Here is a 23,733-nt window from a genome sequence, read left to right on the forward strand (position 1 = left end):
GCGCGGACTGCCGCGCCGGCCCGGCGTACGGCCGTGCGGTCAGGCCTGGCCCTCGACGGCGGACGGGGCCATCCACACGACCTCCCAGATGTGGTGGTCGGGGTCCTGGAACGAGCGGCCGTACATGAAGCCCATGTCCTGCGTCTCGCCCGCCGGGAACCCGCCGGAGGCCAGCGCCGCGTCGACGATCTCGTCGACCTTCTCGCGGCTGTCGGCGCTGAGCGCGAGGATGACCTCGGCCGCCTTCGAGGCGTCGACGACGTCCTTCTTGCTGAACTCCTTGAAGCGCGGCTCCGTCATCAGCATCGCGAAGATCGTGTCGCTGATGACCAGACAGGCGGCCTTGTCGTCGGTGAACTGCGGGTTGGTCGTGAAGCCGAGCTTCCCGAAGAAGCCCACCGTGGTCTCCAGGTCCTTCACCGGCAGATTCACGAAGATCATCTGAGCCATGGTCGTTTCCTCTTTCCGTTTTCTGTGGCGCTCTCGATGGTTGGACTGCGGGGCCGCACAGAACTCATCGTCGCCCGGCGGACGGATTCTCGCCGCCCGCAGGCGGAGGGGGGCGGCCCGGGGCAGGACGCGGCTCAGGGCAGGGCGAGCGGGGCGCCGCCGCGCAGCAGGGAGCCGCCGAGCGGGGTCAGCGTGTGCAGGACCGAGCTGCCGTGGCGCAGCGTCAGGACCAGGCCCGCCTCGCGCAGCACGGAGGCGTGCTGGCTCGCGGAGGCCAGCGACACCCCGGCCCGGCGGGCGAGTTCACTGGTGGTGCAGCCGTTGCCGATGGACTGCAGGACGGCCGAGCGGGTGTGTCCGACGAGCCGGCCGAGCCAGGGGCCCGGCTCGGCGAAGACCGGGGCGCCGGGGTTGGTCACCGGGTAGACGAGCACCGGCGGGAGTGACGGGTCGCGGTAGACGACCGGGGTGCCCCGGCAGAAGAAGGACGGCTGGAGCAGCAGTCCGCGCCCGTCCAGGTGCAGGTCGCGGTCGACCGGGTAGTCCGCCTCCAGCACGGGTGAGCGCCACCGGATCATCGGCGGCAGGGTGGCCAGGAGCCCGTCCGTGCCGCCGTCCATCAGGGCCCGGCCGCGGACGGCGCGGTCCGCCTCGACGCTGGCCCTGATGTGCGGCCAGTAGGGCTCGACGGCCGCGTGGTGGTAGCTGCGGAGGGCTCCGATGAGCCGGGCGAGCGGCTCGGCACGGTCCTCCATGAGCGCGGCGGGCAGCGCCGCGATCGCTCTTCCGGCTCCGGCGTCCCGTTGCGGCGGGCCGGCCGTCCGGCCGGCCCGCTGCCGTATCCGCCCGGCGGCCAGCAGCTCCAGCTCCGCGTGGACGCGGTCGGCGGGTGTGTCGCGCAGCGCCTCCATACCGGCGTCGAGCCCGAAAGGCTCGGCGCCTTCCTGGGAGGGCGTCAGGAAATCCGGGAAATAGCCGCGGGGCGGGACGACCGCCGCCAGCAGCTGCGGTTCACCATTCAACCGCGCCCGGGATTCCGTACGCCATTTTCCGAACACCGCCGAAGCGCGCCGGTCCCTGAGCCGGTGAAAACTGAGAATGGTTTCCCACAGCGCGTCCGGCCTCGTGGCCATCCGCACCCGCGAAAGGTCCAGCCTGGACACATGGATACGCAGCACTACTCCCCCACCTGTTGCATCCGCAATTGCCCCCACCGAAGGGTATGCGGACCGTCACAGGAGGTCACCACGGGGTTTCGGCCAGAAGTGAAAGGTGTCGCCCCGTTCCACTTCACCCGAAAGGCTGTACGACGTCGGGTACGCATCCGGTGCCCACCGGATGAGCACGTGAAGGCCGTGGGGGGCTTTGTGTGTTCGGCGGCGGTGGGCGGCGGTGCGGCTCCGTACCCGACGGGGGTAAGCCGGGTGCGGTCCGTGGGTGGGGATCCATGGACCGCACCCCGGTCCCCCGCCCGTCACTCGAAATTCTTTGCGCATTAAACGAAGCAATGTGCTCTGCGCCACATTCTTCGCGCGGATTTCGGTGCGCACTCCTGACGGCTTCCCCGCCCGGCCGGTCATTTCCGCGCACACCCCTCCCGTACCGCCGGTCACATCCGGGCGCATCGGGGCCCCGTACCGCCGGTCACTTCCGGTCAGCGCGAGCGCAAGGCGAAGCGGCGGCACCCCCGCACAGGGTGCCGCCGCTTCTCGGTGGGCCTCCGAGAGGCCGTGGTCGATGGGCAGGGCTGTTCGCGCAGCCCTGCCCAGGAGGTCCGGGGTGTTCGTGCACCCCGGACCGGTGAGTCCGGGTCAGCGGCTGTCACTGCCCTTGGACTCGGCTGCGGCCCGGCCGGCCTCCAGGCGGGCGACCGGGATACGGAACGGTGAGCAGGAGACGTAGTCCAGGCCCACCTCGTGGAAGAAGTGCACGGACTCCGGGTCGCCGCCGTGCTCGCCGCAGACGCCGAGCTTGAGGTCCGGGCGGGTGGCCCGGCCCGCCTCGACGGCGCTGCGGACCAGCGCACCGACGCCGTCCCTGTCGATCGTCTCGAACGGGGAGACCCCGAAGATGCCCTTCTCCAGGTACGCGGTGAAGAACGAGGCCTCCACGTCGTCGCGGGAGAAGCCCCACACCGTCTGGGTCAGGTCGTTCGTGCCGAAGGAGAAGAACTGCGCGGCCTCGGCGATCTGGCCCGCCGTCAGCGCGGCGCGCGGCAGCTCGATCATCGTGCCGATGGTCAGCTTGAGGTCGGTGCCGGTGGCCGCCTGGACCTCGGCGATGACCCGGTCGGCCTCCTCGCGGACGATCTCCAGCTCCTGGACCGTGCCGACGAGCGGGATCATGATCTCGGCGCGCGGGTCGCCCTTGGCGTTCTTGCGCTGGGCGGCGGCCTCCGCGATGGCCCGGACCTGCATGGCGAACAGGCCGGGGATGACGAGGCCCAGGCGCACACCGCGCAGACCCAGCATCGGGTTCTGCTCGTGCAGCTTGTGCACCGCCTGGAGCAGGCGCAGATCGTTCTCGTTGGCGTCCTTGCGGGACTCGGCGAGCGCGACGCGCACCGACAGCTCGGTGATGTCGGGGAGGAACTCGTGCAGCGGCGGGTCCAGGAGCCGTACGGTGACGGGCAGTCCGTCCATCGACTCGAACAGCTCGATGAAGTCGGCCTTCTGGAGCGGGAGAAGAGCGGCCAGCGCGCTCTCGCGCTCGTCGTCGGTGTCCGCGAGGATCAGCTTCTCGACCATCTCGCGGCGCTCACCGAGGAACATGTGCTCGGTGCGGCACAGGCCGATGCCCTGGGCGCCGAAGCGGCGGGCGCGCAGGGCGTCCTCGGCGTTGTCGGCGTTGGCCCGCACGCGCAGCCGGCGCACCCGGTCCGCGTACGCCATGATCCGGTGCACGGCGGCGACCAGCTCGTCGGCGTCGTCGGCCCCGGCGTGCATCCGGCCCTCGAAGTACTCGACGACCGGGGACGGTACGACGGGTACCTCGCCCAGGTAGACCTTGCCGGTGGAGCCGTCGATGGAGACGAGGTCGCCCTCCTCGATCACCCGGCCGCCGACCGTCATCCGGCGGCGCTTGGTGTCGACCTCCAGGTCCTCGGCGCCGCAGACACAGGTCTTGCCCATGCCGCGCGCCACGACCGCCGCGTGCGAGGTCTTGCCGCCGCGCGAGGTCAGGATGCCCTCGGCGGCGATCATGCCTTCGAGGTCGTCGGGGTTGGTCTCGCGGCGGATCAGGATGACCTTCTCGCCGGAGCGGGACCACTTGATCGCGGTGTACGAGTCGAAGACGGCCTTGCCGACGGCGGCGCCCGGGGACGCGGCGATGCCCCGGCCGAGCAGCTCGGTCTTCGCCTCGTCGTCGAAGCGCGGGAACATCAGCTGGGCGAGCTGGGCGCCGTTGACGCGCTGGAGGGCCTCGGCCTCGTCGATCAGGCCCTGGTCGACGAGCTGGGTGGCGATCCGGAAGGCGGCGCCCGCGGTGCGCTTGCCGACCCGGGTCTGGAGCATCCAGAGCTGGCCGCGCTCGATGGTGAACTCGATGTCGCAGAGATCCTTGTAGTGGTTCTCCAGCGTCTCCATGATCTGCATGAGCTGGTCGTACGACTTCTTGTCGATCGACTCCAGATCGGCGAGCGGCACCGTGTTGCGGATACCGGCGACGACGTCCTCGCCCTGCGCGTTCTGGAGGTAGTCGCCGTAGACGCCCTGGTGGCCGCTGGCCGGGTCGCGGGTGAAGGCGACGCCCGTGCCGGAGTCGGGGCCGAGGTTGCCGAAGACCATCGAGCAGACGTTGACGGCCGTGCCGAGGTCGCCGGGGATGCGCTCCTGGCGGCGGTAGAGCTTGGCGCGGTCGGTGTTCCACGAGTCGAAGACCGCGTTTATGGCGAGGTCCATCTGCTCCCGCGCGTCCTGCGGGAACTCCCGTCCGGCCTCGGTCTCGACGATCTTCTTGAACTGCTTGACGAGCTTCTTGAGGTCGGCCGCGGCGAGGTCGGTGTCGATGCTGACCTTCTTGGCGTGCTTGGCCGCCTCCAGGGCCTCCTCGAAGAGGTCGCCGTCGACGCCGAGGACGGTCTTGCCGAACATCTGGATGAGGCGGCGGTAGGAGTCCCAGGCGAAGCGCTCGTCGCCGGACTGGGTGGCGAGACCGGCCACCGAGGCGTCGGAGAGACCGATGTTCAGGACGGTGTCCATCATGCCGGGCATGGAGAACTTGGCGCCGGAGCGGACGGAGACCAGCAGCGGGTCGTCGGCCTGGCCGAGCTGCTTGCCCATGCGCTCTTCCAGCGCCTTGAGGTGCGCACTCACCTCGTCGCGCAGCGCGGTCGGCGCGTCACCGCTGTCGAGGTAGACCTTGCATGCCTCGGTGGTGATGGTGAAGCCCGGAGGGACGGGCAACCCGAGGTTGGTCATCTCGGCGAGGTTCGCACCCTTGCCGCCCAGAAGATCCTTCAGATCCTTGTTGCCCTCGGTGAAGTCGTAGACGAACTTCTGGGGATCTTTGTTTTCCGACACGGGTCTCGACTCCTCGAGGACGCGGTGGCTGCCCTGACGGCGAGGAACATACCCAGATCGAAGGTGTATGGGTACGTCCACTTGGTCGTCATGCGGCCGCAACCACCCGTCCGCCAGCAGATCGAAAGGGCCGCCCGACCGAAGCACCTGAACTCCTGCCTTCACCTCCTGAAGGCCGCATGGCCGAAACTTGACCAAAACCGCTCAGGCGAGCGGCTCATTCACCAGGTGAGTACACTTCTCAAAGTCAGCAAGGTGGCACTGAGTGCCACGCCTTCCAGAAGTGCAGCCATCCTCATTTCGCTCATCTGAGCGCAACCCTGATCAAGGGTGGCGTGAATCACGCTCGTTTCGGACCCCGGATTTCAGGATCCGGACGCCTCAGGCAGTCGCTGAGCACCCCGAGGTCCACCTCTTCCAGGCTACGGGCGAAGGTCCGCCCCCGCGCGGGATCCACCGGCAGCAGCGAGGGCACCACCAGCACCGCGCAGCCCGCGGCGTGCGCGGATGCGGTGCCGTCCGGGGAGTCCTCGACCGCGACGCAGGCCGAGGCCGGGACGCCGAAGCGGGTCGCCGCCGCCAGGTACGGGTCCGGATGCGGCTTGGTCCGTACGGTGTCGTCGGCCGACAGCGTGAAGGCGAAGGCCACCCCCGCCAGCGACCCCGCCACCACCGCGTCCACCACACTCCGGGGCGAGGCGCTGACCAGGGCGAACGGCACCCGGGACCGGTCCAGTGCGGCGAGCAGCGCAGCCGCCCCGGGGCGCAGCGGGGCGCCCGCGTCGACCTTGCGGAAGAAGGAGTCGGTCAGCTCGGCGGCCACGCCGGGCAGTGCGGCGGCGGCCCCGCCCGTGACGCCGATCAGATGAGCGGCGGTGTCCGCGACGGCCCGGCCGACGACCTGCGGCGCGGCCGCGTCGGAGAGCCGGTGACCGAGTCGGGCGGCGACCTCACGGGCCGTCTCCCACCACAGCACCTCGGTGTCGACGAGGGTGCCGTCCATGTCGAGGAGCACGGCGGCGGGCGCCGTCATGCCGCTGCCTTCGAGGCCGACGGCTCACGTACCGGCGCCACGGGGACGACGAGCACCGGACGCGGTACGGGCGTCACCCGGGCCCGTACGCCGGGCAGCAGGTCCGCGGCGTCGCGGGAGGGGAGGTCGGCCTTGACCGCGACGCCGTCCGGGAGGTCGAGCAGGACCCGGGTGACCGAGCCGAGGAACGACGCGGAGACGACGGTGGCCGTGCCCTCGGGGCCGGCCTCGACGCGGATGCCCTCGGGGCGGATCAGCACGTCGACGGGCCCGCTGCCCGCCGGGACCTCGCCGTCCACCGGCAGGGCGCTGCCCGCGACCTGGACCGAGCCGGTCCCGGTCAGGCGGCCCGGCAGCCGGTTCATGGTGCCGACGAACTCCGCGACGAACGCGGTGGCGGGGCGTTCGTACAGCTCGGCCGGGGGCGCGCACTGCTCCAGGCGGCCCGCGTTGAGGACGGCGACCCGGTCGGCCATGGAGAGGGCCTCCTCCTGGTCGTGGGTGACGAAGATGGTGGTGATCCCGAGCGACAGCTGAAGGCGGCGGATCTCCTCGCGGAGCGCGAGCCGTACCTTGGCATCGAGTGCCGAGAGCGGCTCGTCCAGCAGCAGCACCCGGGGCCGCAGCGCGAGCGCGCGGGCCAGGGCGACCCGCTGCTGCTGGCCGCCTGACATCTGGTGCGGGAAGCGTCCGCCGTGGTCGGGCAGCCCGACCAGGTCGAGGAGTTCGGCGGCGGTGGTGTGCCGCTCGGCTGCGGACACCTTGCGTACGCGCAGGCCGAAGGCCACGTTGTCGCGGGCGTTCAGGTGCGGGAAGAGGCTGTAGGACTGGAAGACCATCCCGGCGTCGCGCCGGTTGGCGGGGATGCGGGTGATGTCCTCGCCGTCCACCAGGACCTCGCCGGAGTCCGGCTGCTCGAAGCCGGCGAGCACCCGCAGCGCGGTGGTCTTGCCGCAGCCGGAGGGGCCGAGGAGGGCGAGCAGCTCGCCTGGTTCGGCGGTGAGGTCGAGTCCGTCGAGGGCCACGGTCGGGCCGAACGCCCGGCGCAGCGAGCGGAACTCCACCCGGGCTCCGGTGGCGGCGCGCCCGTGCGGGGCGCCGGTGGCGGCGGGCCGGACCGGCTCGGGACGTCCGGCGGTGGCGGTGGGCAGGGCTGACATGGGTGGCTACTCCTTGCCGGGTACGGAGGTGGGGGCGGCGGCCGGGCCGGAGGCGGAGGTGGCCGGGGCCGTGCCGGAGGGCCCGGCGGCGGGGACGGAAGGCCCGGCGGAAGGCCCGGCGGAAGGCCCGGCGGAAGGCCCGGCGGAAGGTCCGGCGGTGGGAACGGAGGCGGACGAACCGGTTCCGGCGCGGGAGAGGACCAGCAGCAGGGCCCAGGTGATCAGCAGGCTGAGCAGGGACACCGCGACCGACATCCGGGCCTCGGCGCCGGAGACGGAGACGATCCACACCGCGAAGGGGCGGAAGCCCAGCAGCGAGGCGACGGTGTATTCGCCGAGCACCAGCGCCAGGGTCAGGAAGGAGGCCCCGGCGAGCGAGGAACGCAGATTGGGCAGGATGACGCGGAGGATCACGTACAGCCGCCCGGCCCCGCAGTTCCGCGCCGCCTCCACCAGCGTGGGCACGTCGACCGCGCGCAGCCCGGCGTCCAGCGAGCGGTGCACGAACGGCAGCGCCAGCACGGTGTAGGCGAGCACCAGCACCACCGGGAACGACTCGTTCTGCACGGCGAGGAAGGTCTGGTAGAGCGGGGTGCGGGAGAAGTGTTCGGGCCCCCAGCGCAGCACCGTGGCGATCCCGGTGACCAGCGCGATCGGCGGCACCACCAGCGGCATCATGCAGACGATCTCGACGACGGCGCGCAGCCGGGGCGGCCCGAGCCGGACCGCGACCAGCGCGGGCACGACGAGCAGCAGGGCCAGCGCGATGGTGGCTGCGGCGAGGGAGAGCGAGAGGAACAGGCTCTCGGTGAAGCCGTCGGCCGACAGGATCCCGCTGTACGCGGCGAAGGTGACGCCCTGGTTCGGCACATGGACGGTGAAGACGAACGAGGAGACGAGCGGGGTGAGGAAGTACAGCCCGGCGACCGCGAGCACCGCTCCGCGCCAGTAGCGCGGGCGGCGACGGGCCGTCCTCACCGGGGCGGCGACGGGAGCCGCGGAGACGGGGGTCAGTGCAGCCATCGGGAACTCCGTCGCTGGAGGGGCAGGTAGACCGCCATCACCAGTCCGGCGATCACGATCATGTCGAGGCTCAGCGCCAGGGCGACGTTCTCCTGGCCGACCAGGACGTTGCCCGAGAGCGCGTCGGCGATCTTCAGGGTGACCAGCGGGACGGAGCCGCCGACCAGGGCGGCGGCCGTGGCGTGCGCGGCGAAGGCGCTGCCGAAGAGCAGGACGAACCCGCCGAGCAGCGAGGGCGCGAGGACCGGCAGGCCGACGTGGCGCCAGAACTGCCAGGTGGTGGCCCCGGTGTTGAGCGCGGCCTCCCGCCACTGCGGGCGCAGCCCGTCCAGTGCGGGCACGACGACGAGCACCATGAGCGGGATGAGGAAGTAGAGGTAGATGACGGTGAGTCCGGTGAAGGAGTAGAGGTTCCAGCCGAGAGCGTCCAGGTGCCCGAGCTCCGTGACCACGCCGGAGATGCCGAGGGTCGCGACGAAGGCGAAGGCGAGCGGGATCCCGCCGAAGTTGGCGAGCACCCCGGAGGCGGTGAGCACCGCGCCGCGCAGGGCGCCGCGCCGGGAGGTGACGACGGCCTGGGCGATCAGCACCCCGAGCACGGTGGCGAGCGCGGCGGTCAGCGCGGACAGTTCGACGCTGCCGGTGAGCGAGCCGAGGTAGGGCCCCTGGAGCGAGCGCGACAGGTGCTCGCCGGTGATCTCGGTGGTGCCGGCGGCCGGGTCGGTGCGGGTGAGCGCCCCGTACAGCAGGGCCCCGGCGGGCAGTCCGAAGCAGAGTCCGGCGAAGAGGAGCAGCGGGAGCGCGCCGAGCCAGGCGCGGGGCGGCCGGCGGCGGCGCGTACGGCCTGCGGCCTGCCGGCCGGCGGCGGCCGCCCCGGGTCCCGGGGCGGCGGACGGGTGGGGGACGGTCATCAGGAGACGGCCTTGTCCCAGTTCTCGGCGAGGGTGACGTTGGCCTGGTCGAGCTCCTCGGAGCTCGGGAAGGCCGGGGCGCCCTCGACGGCGGGCAGCTTGGCGACGAAGGTCTTGTCGGCGGTGCCGTCCTCGGTCATGGCGGGCAGCAGCACGGGGCGGGCGTAGCCCTTGAGCCAGAGGTTCTGGCCCTCGGCGCTGTACAGGTACTCCATCCACAGGCGGGCGGCCGCCGGGTGCGGGGCCTCCTTGTTGATGGCCTGCGAGTAGAACTGGGCGTAGACGCCGTCGGCCGGCACGGAGACCTGCCAGTCGACGCCTTTGCTCTTGAACTGGTCGGCGTACCCGGCGTTCAGGTAGTCCCAGTCGATGCTGATCGGCGTCTCGCCCTTCTCGACGGTCGCCGGGGTGGACTCGACGGGGATGAAGTTGCCGCTCTTCTTCAGCTTGCCGAAGTAGTCGATGCCGGGCTGGATGTCGCCGAACGAGCCCTTGCTCGCGAGGGCCGCCGCGTACACGCCGCCGAACGCGGAGCCGGACTTGGTCGGGTTGCCGTTGAGGGCGACCTTGCCCTTGTACTCGGGCTTCAGCAGGTCGGCGAAGGTCTCGGGGCAGGTCGTGATGCGGGCGGCGTCGCAGCCGATGGAGACGTAGCCGCCGTAGTCGTTGTACCAGCGGCCGTCCGCGTCCTTCTGGCTGTCGGGGATCTTGTCCCAGGAGGTGACCTTGTACGGGGCGAAGAGGTTCTCGGCGGCGCCGCTGCGGGCGAAGGCGATGCCGAGGTCGAGGACGTCGGGGGCGCGGTCCTGGCCCTTGCGGGACTTGACGGCGGCTATCTCGTCGGAGCTGGAGGCGTCCGGGGTCTCGCTCTTGATCTTGACCTTGTACTTCTCCTGGAAGGCCTTGATGACCTCGCCGTAGTTCGCCCAGTCCGGCGGCAGGGCGATGACGTTCAGCTCGCCCTCCTTCTCGGCGGCGGCGACCAGCTTCTCCAGCCCGCCGAAGTCGGCGGCCGAGGTGGCCTCGGTGTGCTTCACCCCGTTCACCCCGGCCGCGGCCTTCTCCTCGGGTGCGGCGCCGCACGCGGTGAGCACGGTGAGGGCGGCGGTGGAGAGGGCGAGAGCGGCAACGGCGGGGCCGTTGGCGCGGGTACGGGGGCGGGGTCGGGCTCTGCGCACGGTGTGTCTCCCGGGAGCGAGGTGAGTGCCACTTGTTCATACAAGCTGGCACCAGTTCGCCCGCCTCAGGTGTCTGGTGCGTTAACGTCCGATGTCCGGTGCCGCAAGAGCCGAGGAAGAGGAAAGCCCGTCATATCAGGGCTGTGGTAGATACGGATCCGTGCACGGCGACGACCTGAGGGGGCGTTAGAGTGAGATACCGGACCGTGGCGGATGCATGAACCTGTGCACAGCTCGGACTCCGTCCAGGATCCGGTCAGGATCCCGTAGCAGCCGACCGATGGGGGGCACGTGGGCCGTTCACGCTACGAGGAGATCGCCGAGTCGCTGCGACAGGCGATCCGGGACGGCAGCTTTCCGCCGGGCTCCCGGCTGCCGTCCGAGAGCGACCTCGCCGCCCACTGGGAGGCCTCGCGCGGAACCGTGCGGCAGGCGGTGGCGCTGCTGGCCGCCGAGGGCCTGATCGGCTCCCGGCAGGGGGCCCGCAGGGTGGTCCTGCGCCAGGAGCGCCGCCAGAGCTTCGAGCAGCTCAACAGCTTCGCCCAGTGGGCGCGGGCGATGGGCTGCGAGGTCTCCAGCCGGATCCTGGCCCGCACCACCCGGCCCGCGACCGACGAGGAGGCGGCCCGGCTGGACGCCGAGCCGGGCAGCGAGGTGCTGTACGTGCTGCGGCTGCGCCGGCTCGACGGGGAGCCGGTGATGGTCGAGCGGACGGTGTACGCGGACTGGGTGGCCCCGGTGGTCCGCGCGCTGCCCGAGGACTGCGTCTCGATCATGGACAGCATCGCGGAGCGGGCCGGCATCGTCGCGCACCACGGCGAGCACCTGATCGACGCGGTCGCGGCGGGCAGCGAGGACGCCCGGCTGCTGCGGGTGCGCCGGGCCAGCCCGCTGCTGCGGCAGCGGCACCTGACGTACACGGCGGCGGGCCGGGCCATCGAGTGGACGGACGACCGCTACCGGGCGGGCAGCGTCGTCTTCAACGTGATGAACTCCGCGGCGGCGGCCCCCCTGGAACGCCACGCGGGCCCGGACGTAGGCGGCTGAGGCCGCCCCCGTACGGAGTCAGCCGCCGGAGGTGTCCAGCTCGGCGTCGGCGCTGATGCCGGAGCAGTCGTACGGGTCCTTCAGCCAGCCGTCCGGCAGGACGACCCGGTTGTTGCCGGAGGTGCGCCCGCGCGGCCCGTCGGCGCCGTCGGGCCAGGGCTGGGCGAGGTCCAGCTCGTGCAGCTGACCGCTCAGCTCCTCCAGCGAGGAGGTGACCGCCAGCTTCTTGCGCATCTCGGAGCCGACCGCGAAGCCCTTGAGATACCAGGCCACGTGCTTACGGAAGTCGATCACGCCACGGGTCTCGTCGCCGATCCACTCCCCCAGCAGCGTCGCGTGGCGCACCATGACGTCCGCGACCTCGCGCAGCGCGGGCGCGTGCCGGTCCGTACGCCCCTCCATGGCGCTCACCAGATCGGCGAAGAGCCAGGGCCGCCCCAGGCACCCACGCCCGACGACGACACCGTCGCAGCCGGTCTCCCGCATCATCCGCAGGGCGTCGTCGGCACACCAGATGTCACCGTTGCCGAGAACGGGGATCTCCGGGACGTGTTCCTTGAGCCGGGCGATGGCGTCCCAGTCGGCGGTGCCGCCGTAGTGCTGGGCGGCGGTGCGTCCGTGCAGGGCGACGGCGGTGACGCCCTCCTCGACGGCGATGCGGCCCGCGTCCAGGAAGGTGATGTGGTCGTCGTCGATGCCCTTGCGCATCTTGATGGTGACGGGGAGGTCACCGGCGTTGGAGACGGCCTGGTTGAGGATGGCCCGCAGCAGGGGCCGCTTGTACGGGAGCGCGGAGCCGCCGCCCTTGCGGGTGACCTTGGGGACCGGGCAGCCGAAGTTCAGGTCGATGTGATCGGCCAGATCCTCGTCCACGATCATCCGGACCGCCTTGCCGACGGTGACCGGGTCCACTCCGTACAGCTGGATCGAGCGCGGGGTCTCGGCCGCGTCGAAGTGGATGAGCTGCATGGTCTTCTCGTTGCGCTCGACCAGCGCCCGCGTGGTGATCATCTCGCTGACGAACAGCCCCTTGCCGCCGGAGAACTCCCGGCACAGCGTCCGGAACGGGGCGTTGGTGATGCCGGCCATCGGGGCCAGCACGACCGGCGGCCGCACGGTGTGCGGGCCGATGCGGAGCTGCGGGAGGGCGGGGGCGAGCGTGGTCATTGCTCCATTGTCGCGTACGCCGGACGGGTGGCGGTCCGGGCCGCCCCAGCGTCCGAGGGAGCGCCGGGCCCGGTGTCGAGGGCTATCCGGTGCAACCGCTCCAGCCCGGCGCGGGTCCCGGCGTCCACCGGCGGGTAGCTGACCAGCCGCGGCCCGCTCGCCGGGCCGAGCCAGAGACTGGTCTGCTCGACGTGCAACAGCCCCACATGGGCGTTGCGGATGTACTTCGTCGGCCCCCGCTGGTCGATCACCTCGTGGCGCTCCCACACCTCCCGGAACTCCGGCGACCGCGTCTCCAGCCGGTGCAGCAGCGCCTTCCAGGCCGGCTCGGCCAGGTGCCGGGCCGTCGAGGCGCGGAACTTGGCGGCCATCATCCGGGTGGCTTCGGGCAGGTCGACGGTCGAGGCCCGCCAGTCGTCGTGGGTGAAGGCCAGCAGCAGGCAGTTGCGGTCCTCGGGCGGCACTGCATCCAGGTCGCAGAGGAGCCGGGCGTAGGTGCGGTTGTAGGCGAGGATGTCGTACCGGCTGTTCTGGACGCAGGCCGGAATGGGGGCCAGCTGTTCCAGCACGGCCCGCAGCGCCGGGGTGACCGTGGCGCAATCCGTGCCGGGGGCCGGGTCAGGGGCGGCGGCGAGCACGAAGAGGTGGGCGCGTTCGCTCGGGTCGAGCAGCAGGGCGCGGGCCAAGGCGTCGAGCACCTGGGCGGAGACCTGGATGTCCCGGGCCTGTTCGAGCCAGGTGTACCAGGTGACCCCGACCGCGGAGAGCTGGGCGACCTCCTCGCGGCGCAGCCCGGGGGTGCGTCGGCGGCGGCCGCGGACGAGACCGACCTGTTCGGGGGTGATGCGCTCTCGGCGACTGCGCAGGAAGGCGGCGAGTTCATGCCGCCTGACGTCGGACGCGGACGTCTCGCCCGGCTCACCCGTCGCGGGCCGGATATCGGCTGCCATGGTCGTCATGCCTCCAGCCTGCCGGGTACCCCGGCCTGTCGCCAGGTACCGCTGGTACCAGGATAAGGAGACTCTGGTACCACTCCGGGTTCGGCGGAAGGGTCGACGCCGTGAGTGAATCTTCCGTACATCCGTCCCTCCGTACGACCCGGGCGACCCCCGCCGCCGTCGGTCCGGAACCCGTCCGGCACGACGGCTCCGCCCCGGTGCTCGGCCCGCTGGGCCTGTTCACCGTGCTGCTGGGTGCAGCACTCCCGCTCATCGACTTCTTCATCGTGAACGTCGCCCTGGCCACGATCGACCGCGATCTGGACGCGGGCACCGCCCTGCTCGAACTCGTGGTCGCGGGCTACGGGCTCGCGTACGCCGTCCTGCTGGTCATCGGCGGGCGGCTCGGCGACACGATGGGCCGCAGACGTCTGTTCCTGACCGGGATGGCGGCCTTCGGACTCACCTCGCTGGCCTGCGGACTCGCTCCCGGCGCCTGGAGCCTGGTCGGCGCCCGCGTCGCGCAGGGCGCCGCCGCCGCGCTGATGCTGCCGCAGGTGCTGGCCACGATCCAGGCGGCGACACGGGGCCCGCGCCGCGCTCGGGCGATGAGCCTGTACGGGGCGACGGCCGGCCTTTCGATGGTCACGGGCCAGATCCTGGGCGGTGCGCTGGTGGCGGCCGCGCCGATGTCCTCGGTGTTCGGCGAGAGCGCCGGCTGGCGGTCGGTGTTCCTGGTGAACGTGCCGGTGGCGATGGTGGGCCTGGTCCTGGCAGCCCGTGCGGTACCGGAGACCCGCTCCGACCGCCCCGCACCCGTCGACGTGCCCGGGACGCTGCTGCTGGCCCTGTCGCTGGTGACGCTGCTGGCTCCCCTGACGGAGGGGCGGGCCGCCGGGTGGCCGTGGTGGGCCTGGGTCTCGTTGGGGCTGTTCCCGTTCGCGGTGTACGCCTTCTTCCTGGTGGAGCGGCGGGCCGACCGGCTGGGCCGCGTGCCGCTGGTGCCGCCGAGCCTGCTGCGCCTGGAGTCGCTGAGGCGGGGCCTGGCCCTGGTGGTGCCGTTCTCGATCGGCTACGGCGGCTTCCTGTTCGTGATCGCGGTGGCACTCCAGCAAGGTCTGCGACTGGGCCCGGCGGCGGCCGGCTTCTCCCTGGCCCCGATGGCGCTGACGTTCTTCGCTGCCTCGCTCGCCGGTCCCTGGCTGGTCCGGCGCTACGGCGCCCGGGTCGTCACCGCGGGCGGGCTCATCCAGGCAGTGGGCGTGGTGGTGCTGGCGCTGACCGTGCACTACGCCTGGCAGGATCTCGGGCCGTGGGGCCTGTCGCCCGGGATCGCGATCGCGGGCCTCGGCCAGGGCTTCCAGCTCCCCGTACTGTTCCGGATCGTGCTCTCCGACGTACCGCCGCAGAAGGCCGGAGTGGGTGGCGGCGTGCTGACGACGGCCCAGCAGGCGGCGCTGGCCCTCGGGGTGGCCACGCTGGGCACCCTGTTTCTGGCACTGGTGCCGGTCCTGGGCATGCGGGACGCTCTGGTCGTGACGCTGCTGGTGCAATTGGCGGCGGTGGCGCTGACTACCGGGCTGAGTCTGCGGCTGCCGCACCCGGTGGCCTGACCGGCCGCACGGGTGGTGACCGATCGGCCACCGGCACGGCAATCCGCAGCTACCGACGCGGGAAGCCGGTGGATCGTATGCTGCCGACCCGGTCCACGAGACTCGTCAGAAAACGGACAGCCCGGTGAGCGTGGTGAACCGGTCCAGGGCCGACACACCCGCCACCGAATTGCCGCGCCGGTCGAGCCCCGGGCTCCATACGCACAAGGTGCACACCCCGGGCACGATGGCGATGATCCCGCCGCCGACGCCGCTCTTCCCCGGCAGCCCCACCCGATAGGCGAACTCCCCAGCCGCGTCGTACGTTCCGCAGGTGAGCATGACCGCGTTGACCTGCTTCGCCTGGCTGCGGGTCAGCAGTGCGGACCCGTCGGCCCGGACACCGTGCCGGGCCAGGAACCCCGCCGAGAGGGCCAGGTCCGCGCACGACGCCTCGATCGAGCACTGACGGAAGTAGGCGGAGAGCAGGTCGGGGATCGGGAGCGTGATGTTGCCGTAGGAGGCCATGAAGTGGGCCAGCGCGGCATTACGGTCACCGAAGGCCGCTTCGGATGCGGCGACCTCCGGCATGAAGTCGATGGCGGGATTGCCGCTCTCCGACCGCAGCAGTTCCCGCACCTGGCCGGCGGCGTCCCCGGTCAGAGCCTGGAGCCGGTCGGTCACCACCAGTGCTCCGGCGTTGATGAACGGGTTGCGCGGAATCCCGTTCTCGTACTCCAGCTGCACCAGGGAGTTGAAGGGGTTGCCCGAAGGCTCCCGGCCCACGCCCCGCCATATCTGCTCGCCGTCCAGGGACAGCGCCAGGGCCAGGGCGAACACCTTGGAAATGGACTGCGTCGAGAACGGCTGCTGCCAGTCGCCGACCCCGTAGACGGTTCCGTCCGGCTCCGCGACGGCCATGCCGAACCGCCGGGGGTCGGCGCCGGCGAGCATCGGAATGTGGTCGGCGGGGCTGCCGTGGTCGCCGAGTGCCGCCATCTCCTCGGCGATGCGACTGATCACAGCACTGAAGCGGTGGGATTCGGCGCGCGGAGCCGGACTGCTTGCCGGAGGGGCGGCGGAGGTGTGGGACACGGCGATTCCTGACGGGGAGGGGAGCGTGGCCCCGGGAGGGGCGGAGTCGAAACAGAGGGCCGCCCCTAGTCTGACCCCCTCACCGGAAGCGGCCAAAAAGCCCCCGCACCGCGCGCCCCGGACGCTTGCCCGAGCCCCCGGGCCCCCGAGCCCCGGGCAGCAGGACGCCCCACCGCGCTCGGCGCGGCGGGGCGGTGCTGGACCTCAGCGGTCAGACAGCGCCGAGCTGTACGCCCGCGACGACCGTCACGCGTCGAAGTCGTACTCCAGAACATAGGCAGCGGCGTCCAGGATCATCTCGTTGACCTCGACGGGCCGACCCTCTTCCGCGTAGGCGGTCCGGCAGATAAGCACGACGGGCGTACCCGCCGGAAGGCTCAGTTCGGCCGCCTCCTCCGGCAGAGGCATGCGGGAACGGATCTCCTCCCGGAAGCGGACCGGCCCGTGGCCCAGCTCGGCCAGCCGTGCGTAGATCCCTCCCGGCCCCGTGTCCTGCTGGGTGATGGCTGATCCCTCGACCAGGGACGCCGGAAGGTATGACGTCGACAGGAGCACCGGCTTGCCGTCCAGGACGAACCGGCGACTCCTGATCCAGACGCCCTCCCCAGCCTGAAGGTCGAGCGTCCTCGCCACGCTCTCCGAGGCGGCCCCCTCGCGCACCTCAATCTGGTCCACCACCAGGTCCCGCCCTGCGCGGTCCGCCTCCCAGACAGAACGTCCGGTCCCCCACTGCTCGCGTGCCAATCGCTGGACCCCGCGACGCCTGAGCGGCTGGAAGTCCCGGCCGAACTCCCACGTCTTCCGCACGCTTGTACGCCCTTCTCCGAAGCAGGCCCAGCGCCTACCAAGCCGTCATGCACGCTACGCCGTAGTGCCTTTCCCGGCTTCGTCATACCGGAATCAGGCCGGGGCGAACGGATAGTCCCGAGCCCATTCCCGAGGTCAGTCGTGCACCAGCCGTTTCTGCTCCCGACCGGAAGCAGGGCCTCTGGTCACATCCGGGCAGCAGGACGCCCCACCGCGCTCGGCGCGGCGGGGCGGTGCTGGACCGCAGCGGTCAGACAGTGCCGAGCTGCCCGGCCTGCACGCCCGCGACGAAAGCGGTGAACGCGCCGACGGGAACGTTGACCACCGGGCCGTCCGCATTCTTGGAGTCACGGACCGGGACGACGCCGCGCGAGGCGGCGAGATTGGCGGCGACCTCGACGCAGTCACCACCGTTGTTGCTGTACGAGGATGTGAACCATCGGGGGGATTCGGTCGTCACAGGGTGCCCTTTCGCAGCTGGCTGATCTTGGTCACAGACGCCGTCTGCGACAGCGACGCGCCCTGAAGCTGATGGTAGGCCGTCAACATGGGCAGTACGAAGGAGCTTTCCCGGTCCAGATGCCCCTGGGTCTGCGACTCGGCGTAGCAGATCACGGACCGGTCGGGCAGCGTCAGGATGTTCACCGGCAGATCGAACGTCCGCTGCTCCCCGATCTCGTACGGCGCTACCTGGAGCAGGGTGTTGGGCAGTTCGGAGAACTCGATCAGCCGCTCCAGCTGGGCGTCCATGACCGCTGGACCGCCAACCGGCCGAAGGATGCAGCTCTCGTCCATGGTCACGAACAGCATGGGCGGTCTGGGCCTCACCAACGCCGCCTGCCGCTCCGCCAGGAAGGACACACGTTCGTCGGCCTGCTCCGGCGTGATCGCCCCTCGCCGTACGGCGCTTTCAGCGAGCACTCGCGCGTACTCCGGCGTCTGCAACAGCCCCGGGATGATCCCCACTTGATACAGCCGGAGCTCCACGGCCCGGCCTTCGTACCCCACGTACTCCGGGAAGCCCTCCAGCAGGCTTCCGTGCTTCATATCCTGCCACTGACGCTCGAACGATTCGGACGAACCGATGAGATCGAACAGCCGGTCGGCTTTCCTCGCGAAGGGCAGAGTCGCCGGTTTGCGGCCAGTTTCGATCGCCGAGACATGCCTGCCCGAACAGCCGACCAGCGCGGCCACCTGATCCTGGATCCAGCCGCGCTCCTCGCGCAGACTGCGCAGACGGGCACCGAAGGCCGCTTGCGGGCTCGCCTCGGGGTTGAGTTCCTTGATGTTTACCAACGTGCCCTCCCGAATCCCCACGTTGAAGACAGATCGACCCTAGGTCACGCTGAATCGCCCCGGTAGCCGAACAGCTACGGAGAGGAGCGAACGGTGTACAACGAGAACTTACGCCCGAATACCCATGAGCCTCCTGGCTTCCCCTCCCCCGGCACCCTCCTGGTGGACACCACGCGCGGCGACCGCGTGGGCGAGTTCCGTGGGGTCGCCGGCCTCTACTGGTCCCTCCGCCCCGTCGGCGGCGGCATCGAGTGGGAGGTCGAGCCCCGCCACGTACGCCCCGCGCTCCCCATGGAGCAGCTCCGCGCCCGTACCGCGCGGGCCAACGCCCGCAGCCGGGGTGAGGTGCTGTGAGCCCCCTCGCCCGGTTGAGGGTTCGGCTCGCCCTCGCCCTCGGGGCCGCCGAGGTCCGCCTGCGGCTCCGCCTCCCCCGCCTCACCTGGGCGCTCACCCGGCGCCCGGCCAGGCCCGCCCCACCCTTCGCCGAGCTCGTACGCATCGAGTCCGACCCCGCCTACCGGGCCCTGTTCTTCGCCGAGTTGGACGCAGCCATCGCGGATCGGTTCGCAGCGCGCGGTGCCGTGGTCGACGAGATCGAGGCGGCGGCCGACCGGCTTCGGGCCCTGGTCCGGCCCGACGCCGACGAGCGTGCCGCATGACGCGCACGGGCTACGCGGCCGAGGTCACCGTGACCGACGGGCAGCGGTCCGCCTCGCTCGGCGGTGTCACCGTACGCAACCGCCGACTGGTCCTCCTGTGGCTCCGCGGGCAGGCACTCCGCCTGGCGAACGGACACGGAAACGGAGGCGGAGGCGGAGGCGGAGGCGGAGGCAGACACGGGCACGGGCACCGGCACGGGTTCATGAGGGCCGCTGTCGACTCACTGCCGCCGCCACGGGCCAACGACGTGCGACCGGCCGTCTTCCACGGCTCCGACGCCCCGGAAGAGTTGAGGTTCTGGGCCACCGACGGCCGGCACCAGGACGACGCGATACGAGCCCTGGAAGCGGGCTTTCCCTTGCTGTTCACCGTAGTCGACCCCGCAGTCGGGCTGAGCCTGACTCTCGCCGGGTGGCGTGGTTCCCCGGCCGACCTGTAGGCCCCTGCGAAGAAGAGACCGACGTGCTGCAATGCACCGCCGTAACCCCCTTCCCCGACGATGACACGCTCGCCTGTCTCGCCACCGTGGACGACCGCCCCGGCCGTCCGGACCCCTACCTCCTGTGCGAACTCGGCGAGCACGACGACCGCGTCGAGCATGCCGCGCACCTCTGGCCGGCCGAGACGCCGGATGCCCCGGCCCCGTGGTTCTTCTGGACCGGTACCGGCACGGACCGCGCCCACCGGGTCGACACGGTGCCGTGGTGCCCCGCCCTCCTCCGCGACCTCGGCACGGGCGTCGTGCGGCTGTGCGCGTTCTTCGACCACCACGTCACACCCCACTCCTGGAGCGTGACGGACCCGCTCGGCGACCTGATCGCCGAGCGGGTCATATCCGGCGACGACCACGACGGCCCCGGCAGCCCGAGCGGATGGCCTCAACGGTGAACCAGTGCACCGCCGTCGGGCCCGGGTCCGGTGACGGGTCGCCGGCCGGACCGGCCGGACCGGTGGGTGCATCGTGCGGAGGCCGCCGGACACGGGAGGTCAGGCCCCGGTGAGAGCGTCGGCGGCGATCCGGCCCAGTCGTTCCGCCAGGCCGTCCGGGGAGCGGTTCTGGAGGTAGACCGTGGCGAAGACCGGGCCCGCCACCAGGGCGTGGACGAGGTCGATGTCCGGGGATGACGGGAGTTCGCCGCGGACGACCGCCCGGCCGAGGAGATCGGCGAGGCCGGCCTGCTGGACGGTGACGAAGGCGTTGTGGAAGCGAGCGGCCAGCTCCGGCGAACTGCGTATGTCGGCGAGCAGCCCGGGGATCGCGGCGGCGGCCGCCGGGTTGGTGACGTGGTCCACGATCTCCTGGACGAGGGCCGTCAGATCCCCGACCAGGCTCCCCGTATCGGGGGGCGGGGGCAGGTCCGCGCTGTGCACGGCTGCCGCGAACACCATCTCCTGCTTCGTCGCATAGCGCCGGTAGATCGCCGCCTTGCCGATGCGCGCGCGCTCGGCCACGGCGTCCACCGTGAGCCCGGCGTATCCGCTCTCCGCCAGGAGACTGCGGGTGGCGGTGAGGATCGCTTCGTCGACCCGGCTGTCTCTAGGTCGTCCCATGCGGCCATGTTACGGTACCTCCGGTTCCGAAACTCACAGTTCCGGAACTAACGGTTCCGACACTTGCGGTTTCGAAAAAGGGGGAGCGGTAATGGGACGCTGGGCAGGGCGGATCCTGATGATCCTGGGAGCGGTGCACCTCATCGTGCTGGGCGTGCAGAACATCCAGTACGCCGACGAGTGGTTCACCGGAGCACTGTGGGGGCTGCCGCGTGACGAGTTCATCCACCCCCGTGACGCGAACGGTGCGTTCTGGGTCTCGATCGGCAGCTTCGCCGTGCCGATGATGCTGCTGGGTGCGCTCGTATCCGACCTGGCCCGGCGGAGCATCGCCCCGCCGGCGTCCATCGGCTGGGGGCTGGCGGTGTGGTGCGTGGTGGCGTCGGCGGTCCTGGAGCCGACACCGATGTTGCTGGGGCTGATCCCGGCGGTGCTGCTGATCCGAGGCGCGCGCGCTGATCGTTCGGCATGAGGTGTGAGGTGTGGGGTGCGGTGCGTGGGGGGCGTGTGGCGTGTGGGCGGTGCGTGGGGGGCGTGTGGCGTGTGGGCGTGTGAGGTGTGTGTGGGGCGCGTGGGGCGTTCAGTCGCGGCGTCGGCAGGCCTGCATCGCTTGGTCATGACGTTCGCCGGGGGCGGTGTCGCGGCGGATCAGGGTCACAAGGGGTCGAGTCCCTCGTAGGGATGCCGGGCATCCCGGCGCTGCTGCTCCAAGGCCCTCTCCACCGCGTCGCGCAGCGGGCTTTCCCGCTTCGCGCGTTCTTCCTCCCGCTGGGCCTCCGCGCGTCGCATGGCCACCAGATCCCGCCGCGCACGGGACGCTGCCGCTTCCCGCCACTTGCCGACCGGCCACCACAACAACCCGGTGCGGTGCGCGGTTCCCCCCGAGTGGACCCCCAGGCCCACCCAGACGGCTGGCGCGTATCCCCTGACCTGACCTGATTCCTTCAGGTCCCGCAGCAGGGCGACTACCACCTCCACCGCGGCGCACGGCCCGGGGTCGTCGAATGCGGCGAATCGCGCCTGCGGGCGCCCCCGTAGCGCGTCAACAGCCTCGGCGACCACTTCCGGGGACGAAGGGCGCGCCAACGACTCCACCACCGCCAGAACTTCCTGCCTGCTCGGAGCGTACGTCCGTCGGCTCTCCCCGCTCGTGTCCACTGTCCGGCCCCCCGGTTCCGTGTCATGCACCTCACCGCACGATCTCACCCGGCCCTGAAGAGAGCGTGTACGGGAACTTCCCCTGGCTGACATGGACATAGACATAGGCACGGTGCGGACGGGGGTACGGGTGTGGGCCAGGATCACGGATGATCCGGGCCCACGGTCGTACGGGATGTACGGGGTGCAGCTCGGGTGTCAGCTCTGCGCGGGCGACGCGTCCTGCTCGCCCGGCTCGGTGGTGGTGGCAGCCTGGGCCTCGGCGCGCTCGCGCATCTTGCGGACCAGCTCCTGCTTCTTGTCCTCGGCGGCCTTGCGGTCGGCGCCCCGCGCGGAACCCGCGCCCTGCTGCTCGGCGCGGGACAGCTTCTTGCGCTGTCCGCCGACGCCGAGGAGGTTGTTGCGGCTCTTGGCCACGGCGTTCTCCCATTCGTGGTGAAGTGAGGAAGGAATTGATCGAGTGATCGAGATCGATCCGGTGGGCGGCGGATGCTGCGACCCGCCGCGCTCTCACTCGTAGATCTGGAAGAACGAAGACATGCGGAAACCGTACCCCGCTCCCGGAACGCCCCGCACCAGCTTTTCCCGCCGTCCAGGCCCGGCCGCCGACCTCGCTGGTGGTGATGGACGCCGTCGCGTACCTCCCGGACCTGCGGGGCTCCGGGCGCACGACGAAGCCCCCGGCTCCGTAACCGGAACCAGGGGCCTCACGCACCCGCGCGGGTGGCAGCGGGTGTCGGTGGACGTCAGCAGCCGAGCAGACGGGAGCCGAGGTACGCCTGGATCTGGTCCAGGGAGACGCGCTCCTGCTTCATGGTGTCGCGCTCGCGCACGGTCACCGCGTTGTCGTCGAGGGTGTCGAAGTCGACGGTGACGCAGAACGGGGTGCCGATCTCGTCCTGACGGCGGTAGCGGCGGCCGATGGCGCCGGCGTCGTCGAACTCGATGTTCCAGTTCTTGCGCAGGTCCGCCGCCAGGCCCTTGGCCTTCGGCGAGAGCTGCGGGTTGCGGGAGAGGGGCAGCACCGCGACCTTGACCGGGGCCAGGCGCGGGTCGAGACGCATCACGGTGCGCTTCTCCATGACGCCCTTGGCGTTGGGCGCCTCGTCCTCGACGTAGGCGTCGAGGAGGAACGCCAGCATCGCGCGCCCGACACCGGCCGCGGGCTCGATGACGTACGGCGTCCAGCGCTCGCCGGCCTCCTGGTCGAAGTACGACAGGTCGGTGCCCGACGCCTCGGAGTGCGCCTTGAGGTCGTAGTCGGTGCGGTTGGCCACGCCCTCCAGCTCGCCCCACTCGCTGCCGCCGAAGCGGAAGCGGTACTCGATGTCGGCGGTGCGCTTGGAGTAGTGGGAGAGCTTCTCCTTGGGGTGCTCGAACCAGCGCATGTTCTCCTCGCGCATGCCGAGGCCCGTGTACCAGTTCCAGCGCTGGTCCATCCAGTACTGCTGCCACTCCTCGTCCTCGCCCGGCTTGACGAAGAACTCCATCTCCATCTGCTCGAACTCGCGGGTCCGGAAGATGAAGTTGCCCGGAGTGATCTCGTTCCGGAAGGACTTGCCCATCTGCGCGATGCCGAACGGCGGCTTCTTGCGCGACGTCTGCTGCACCTGGCCGAAGTTGGTGAAGATGCCCTGGGCGGTCTCGGGGCGCAGGTAGGCGACCGAGCCGGAGTCCTGGGTCGGGCCGAGGTGGGTGGAGAGCAGACCCGAGAACTGCTTGGGCTCGGTGAAGGTGCCCTTGTTGCCGCAGTTGGGGCAGTTCAGGTCGGCGAGGCCGTTGACCGGCGGCTTGCCGTGCTTCTCCTCGTACGCCTCCTCCAGGTGGTCGGCGCGGTAGCGCTTGTGACAGGAGGTGCACTCGGTGAGCGGGTCCGAGAAGGTGGCGACGTGGCCCGAGGCGACCCAGACGTCCGAGGCCAGGATGACCGACGAGTCGAGACCGACCACGTCCTCGCGCGCGGTGACCATGTAGCGCCACCACTGACGCTTCAGGTTCTCCTTCATCTCGACGCCCAGCGGCCCGTAGTCCCAGGCGGCGCGCTGACCACCGTAGATCTCACTGCAGGGGTAGACGAAGCCACGGCGCTTGCTCAGGCTGACGATGGTGTCGATCTTGTCGGCGGCCACGGTGCTCTCTTCATT

The 23,733-nt window shown here is 71.0% G+C and carries 24 protein-coding genes and 1 pseudogene; 7 read left to right on the forward strand and 18 right to left on the reverse strand.

What is annotated here, in order from left to right; genetic code table 11:
* Nucleotides 1-39 precede the first annotated feature (39 nt).
* The 8 genes from ACGF2Y_RS06525 to ACGF2Y_RS06560 all read right to left on the reverse strand — a co-directional run bounded on the left by ACGF2Y_RS06525 (nt 40) and on the right by ACGF2Y_RS06560 (nt 10,278).
* The gene (locus ACGF2Y_RS06525; RefSeq protein WP_392943567.1) at nt 40-450 is read right to left on the reverse strand and encodes a VOC family protein; all 411 of its coding nucleotides are present in this window, start codon (nt 448-450) and stop codon (nt 40-42) included.
* A 134-nt stretch (nt 451-584) separates the two neighbouring features.
* Entirely contained in the window at nt 585-1,628 is a 1,044-nt protein-coding gene (locus ACGF2Y_RS06530; protein WP_392943568.1) for an ArsR/SmtB family transcription factor, read from the reverse strand.
* A gap of 633 nt (nt 1,629-2,261) precedes the next feature.
* The gene (gene ppdK, locus ACGF2Y_RS06535) at nt 2,262-4,973 is read right to left on the reverse strand and encodes a pyruvate, phosphate dikinase (RefSeq protein WP_392943569.1); all 2,712 of its coding nucleotides are present in this window, start codon (nt 4,971-4,973) and stop codon (nt 2,262-2,264) included.
* A 340-nt stretch (nt 4,974-5,313) separates the two neighbouring features.
* The gene (locus tag ACGF2Y_RS06540; RefSeq protein WP_392943570.1) at nt 5,314-6,006 is read right to left on the reverse strand and encodes an HAD family hydrolase; all 693 of its coding nucleotides are present in this window, start codon (nt 6,004-6,006) and stop codon (nt 5,314-5,316) included.
* Nucleotides 6,003-7,166 (reverse strand): ABC transporter ATP-binding protein, encoded by a 1,164-nt coding sequence (locus tag ACGF2Y_RS06545; protein ID WP_392943571.1) that lies wholly within the window; start codon nt 7,164-7,166, stop codon nt 6,003-6,005. The genes ACGF2Y_RS06540 and ACGF2Y_RS06545 overlap by 4 nt, the downstream gene beginning before the upstream one ends.
* A 6-nt stretch (nt 7,167-7,172) precedes the next feature.
* On the reverse strand, nt 7,173-8,189 hold the full coding sequence (locus ACGF2Y_RS06550; RefSeq protein ID WP_392943572.1) for an ABC transporter permease subunit: 1,017 nt from the start codon (nt 8,187-8,189) through the stop codon (nt 7,173-7,175).
* Nucleotides 8,177-9,100 (reverse strand): ABC transporter permease, encoded by a 924-nt coding sequence (locus ACGF2Y_RS06555; protein WP_392943573.1) that lies wholly within the window; start codon nt 9,098-9,100, stop codon nt 8,177-8,179. Before ACGF2Y_RS06555 ends, ACGF2Y_RS06550 begins: the two co-directional genes overlap by 13 nt.
* A complete protein-coding gene (locus tag ACGF2Y_RS06560) occupies nt 9,100-10,278 on the reverse strand; it encodes an ABC transporter substrate-binding protein (protein ID WP_392943574.1) in 1,179 nt (392 codons plus the stop codon). The genes ACGF2Y_RS06555 and ACGF2Y_RS06560 overlap by 1 nt, the downstream gene beginning before the upstream one ends.
* Before the next feature lie 291 nt (nt 10,279-10,569).
* On the opposite strand from ACGF2Y_RS06560, the gene ACGF2Y_RS06565 reads away from it, so the two are divergent.
* Nucleotides 10,570-11,325 carry a GntR family transcriptional regulator gene (locus ACGF2Y_RS06565; RefSeq protein WP_392943575.1) on the forward strand — a complete coding sequence of 252 codons (756 nt, stop codon included), beginning with the start codon at nt 10,570-10,572 and terminating at the stop codon, nt 11,323-11,325.
* Between the two features lie 18 nt (nt 11,326-11,343).
* Here ACGF2Y_RS06565 and dusB read toward each other — a convergent pair whose 3' ends face one another.
* A complete protein-coding gene (gene dusB / locus ACGF2Y_RS06570) occupies nt 11,344-12,492 on the reverse strand; it encodes a tRNA dihydrouridine synthase DusB (RefSeq protein WP_392943576.1) in 1,149 nt (382 codons plus the stop codon).
* A complete protein-coding gene (locus ACGF2Y_RS06575) occupies nt 12,489-13,451 on the reverse strand; it encodes a helix-turn-helix domain-containing protein (RefSeq protein WP_392943577.1) in 963 nt (320 codons plus the stop codon). Before ACGF2Y_RS06575 ends, dusB begins: the two co-directional genes overlap by 4 nt.
* 101 nt (nt 13,452-13,552) lie before the next feature.
* Here ACGF2Y_RS06575 and ACGF2Y_RS06580 point away from each other — a divergent pair, with 101 nt between their 5' ends.
* Entirely contained in the window at nt 13,553-15,043 is a 1,491-nt protein-coding gene (locus ACGF2Y_RS06580; protein WP_392943578.1) for an MFS transporter, read from the forward strand.
* A 105-nt stretch (nt 15,044-15,148) separates the two neighbouring features.
* Here ACGF2Y_RS06580 and ACGF2Y_RS06585 read toward each other — a convergent pair whose 3' ends face one another.
* The 4 genes and pseudogenes from ACGF2Y_RS06585 to ACGF2Y_RS06600 all read right to left on the reverse strand — a co-directional run bounded on the left by ACGF2Y_RS06585 (nt 15,149) and on the right by ACGF2Y_RS06600 (nt 18,220).
* On the reverse strand, nt 15,149-16,117 hold the full coding sequence (locus ACGF2Y_RS06585; protein WP_392943579.1) for a glutaminase: 969 nt from the start codon (nt 16,115-16,117) through the stop codon (nt 15,149-15,151).
* 246 nt (nt 16,118-16,363) lie between these two features.
* A pseudogene (locus ACGF2Y_RS06590) lies at nt 16,364-16,906 on the reverse strand (GntR family transcriptional regulator); the annotation flags it as partial.
* A 268-nt stretch (nt 16,907-17,174) separates the two neighbouring features.
* Nucleotides 17,175-17,384, reverse strand: a complete 210-nt coding sequence (locus tag ACGF2Y_RS06595) for a DUF397 domain-containing protein (RefSeq protein WP_392943580.1) — start codon at nt 17,382-17,384, stop codon at nt 17,175-17,177.
* A complete protein-coding gene (locus ACGF2Y_RS06600) occupies nt 17,381-18,220 on the reverse strand; it encodes a Scr1 family TA system antitoxin-like transcriptional regulator (RefSeq protein WP_392943581.1) in 840 nt (279 codons plus the stop codon). Before ACGF2Y_RS06600 ends, ACGF2Y_RS06595 begins: the two co-directional genes overlap by 4 nt.
* 93 nt (nt 18,221-18,313) lie before the next feature.
* Between ACGF2Y_RS06600 and ACGF2Y_RS06605 the strand changes: the two genes are divergently transcribed.
* The 4 genes from ACGF2Y_RS06605 to ACGF2Y_RS06620 are packed head-to-tail and all read left to right on the forward strand — an operon-like array spanning nt 18,314 to nt 19,768.
* The gene (locus tag ACGF2Y_RS06605; protein WP_392943582.1) at nt 18,314-18,574 is read left to right on the forward strand and encodes a hypothetical protein; all 261 of its coding nucleotides are present in this window, start codon (nt 18,314-18,316) and stop codon (nt 18,572-18,574) included.
* Entirely contained in the window at nt 18,571-18,879 is a 309-nt protein-coding gene (locus ACGF2Y_RS06610) for a hypothetical protein (RefSeq protein WP_392943583.1), read from the forward strand. Before ACGF2Y_RS06605 ends, ACGF2Y_RS06610 begins: the two co-directional genes overlap by 4 nt.
* Nucleotides 18,876-19,319 (forward strand): hypothetical protein, encoded by a 444-nt coding sequence (locus tag ACGF2Y_RS06615; protein ID WP_392943584.1) that lies wholly within the window; start codon nt 18,876-18,878, stop codon nt 19,317-19,319. The genes ACGF2Y_RS06610 and ACGF2Y_RS06615 overlap by 4 nt, the downstream gene beginning before the upstream one ends.
* Before the next feature lie 23 nt (nt 19,320-19,342).
* Entirely contained in the window at nt 19,343-19,768 is a 426-nt protein-coding gene (locus tag ACGF2Y_RS06620; protein WP_392943585.1) for a hypothetical protein, read from the forward strand.
* Between the two features lie 99 nt (nt 19,769-19,867).
* Here the strand turns inward: ACGF2Y_RS06620 and ACGF2Y_RS06625 are convergent, their stop codons facing one another.
* Nucleotides 19,868-20,431, reverse strand: a complete 564-nt coding sequence (locus ACGF2Y_RS06625; RefSeq protein WP_392943586.1) for a TetR/AcrR family transcriptional regulator — start codon at nt 20,429-20,431, stop codon at nt 19,868-19,870.
* A gap of 91 nt (nt 20,432-20,522) precedes the next feature.
* Between ACGF2Y_RS06625 and ACGF2Y_RS06630 the strand changes: the two genes are divergently transcribed.
* Nucleotides 20,523-20,903 carry a DUF6463 family protein gene (locus ACGF2Y_RS06630; RefSeq protein ID WP_392943587.1) on the forward strand — a complete coding sequence of 127 codons (381 nt, stop codon included), beginning with the start codon at nt 20,523-20,525 and terminating at the stop codon, nt 20,901-20,903.
* A 182-nt stretch (nt 20,904-21,085) separates the two neighbouring features.
* Here ACGF2Y_RS06630 and ACGF2Y_RS06635 read toward each other — a convergent pair whose 3' ends face one another.
* The 3 genes from ACGF2Y_RS06635 to ACGF2Y_RS06645 form a co-directional block, all read right to left on the reverse strand.
* The gene (locus ACGF2Y_RS06635) at nt 21,086-21,409 is read right to left on the reverse strand and encodes a hypothetical protein (protein ID WP_392943588.1); all 324 of its coding nucleotides are present in this window, start codon (nt 21,407-21,409) and stop codon (nt 21,086-21,088) included.
* Between the two features lie 378 nt (nt 21,410-21,787).
* Entirely contained in the window at nt 21,788-22,006 is a 219-nt protein-coding gene (locus ACGF2Y_RS06640; RefSeq protein WP_392943589.1) for a DUF6243 family protein, read from the reverse strand.
* Between the two features lie 329 nt (nt 22,007-22,335).
* Nucleotides 22,336-23,718: a glycine--tRNA ligase gene (locus ACGF2Y_RS06645; protein WP_392943590.1), complete on the reverse strand. Its 1,383-nt coding sequence runs from the start codon at nt 23,716-23,718 to the stop codon at nt 22,336-22,338.
* Between the last annotated feature and the right edge of the window lie 15 nt (nt 23,719-23,733).

This window comes from Streptomyces sp. NPDC048142, from assembly GCF_043202835.1.
Classification (GTDB): domain Bacteria; phylum Actinomycetota; class Actinomycetes; order Streptomycetales; family Streptomycetaceae; genus Streptomyces.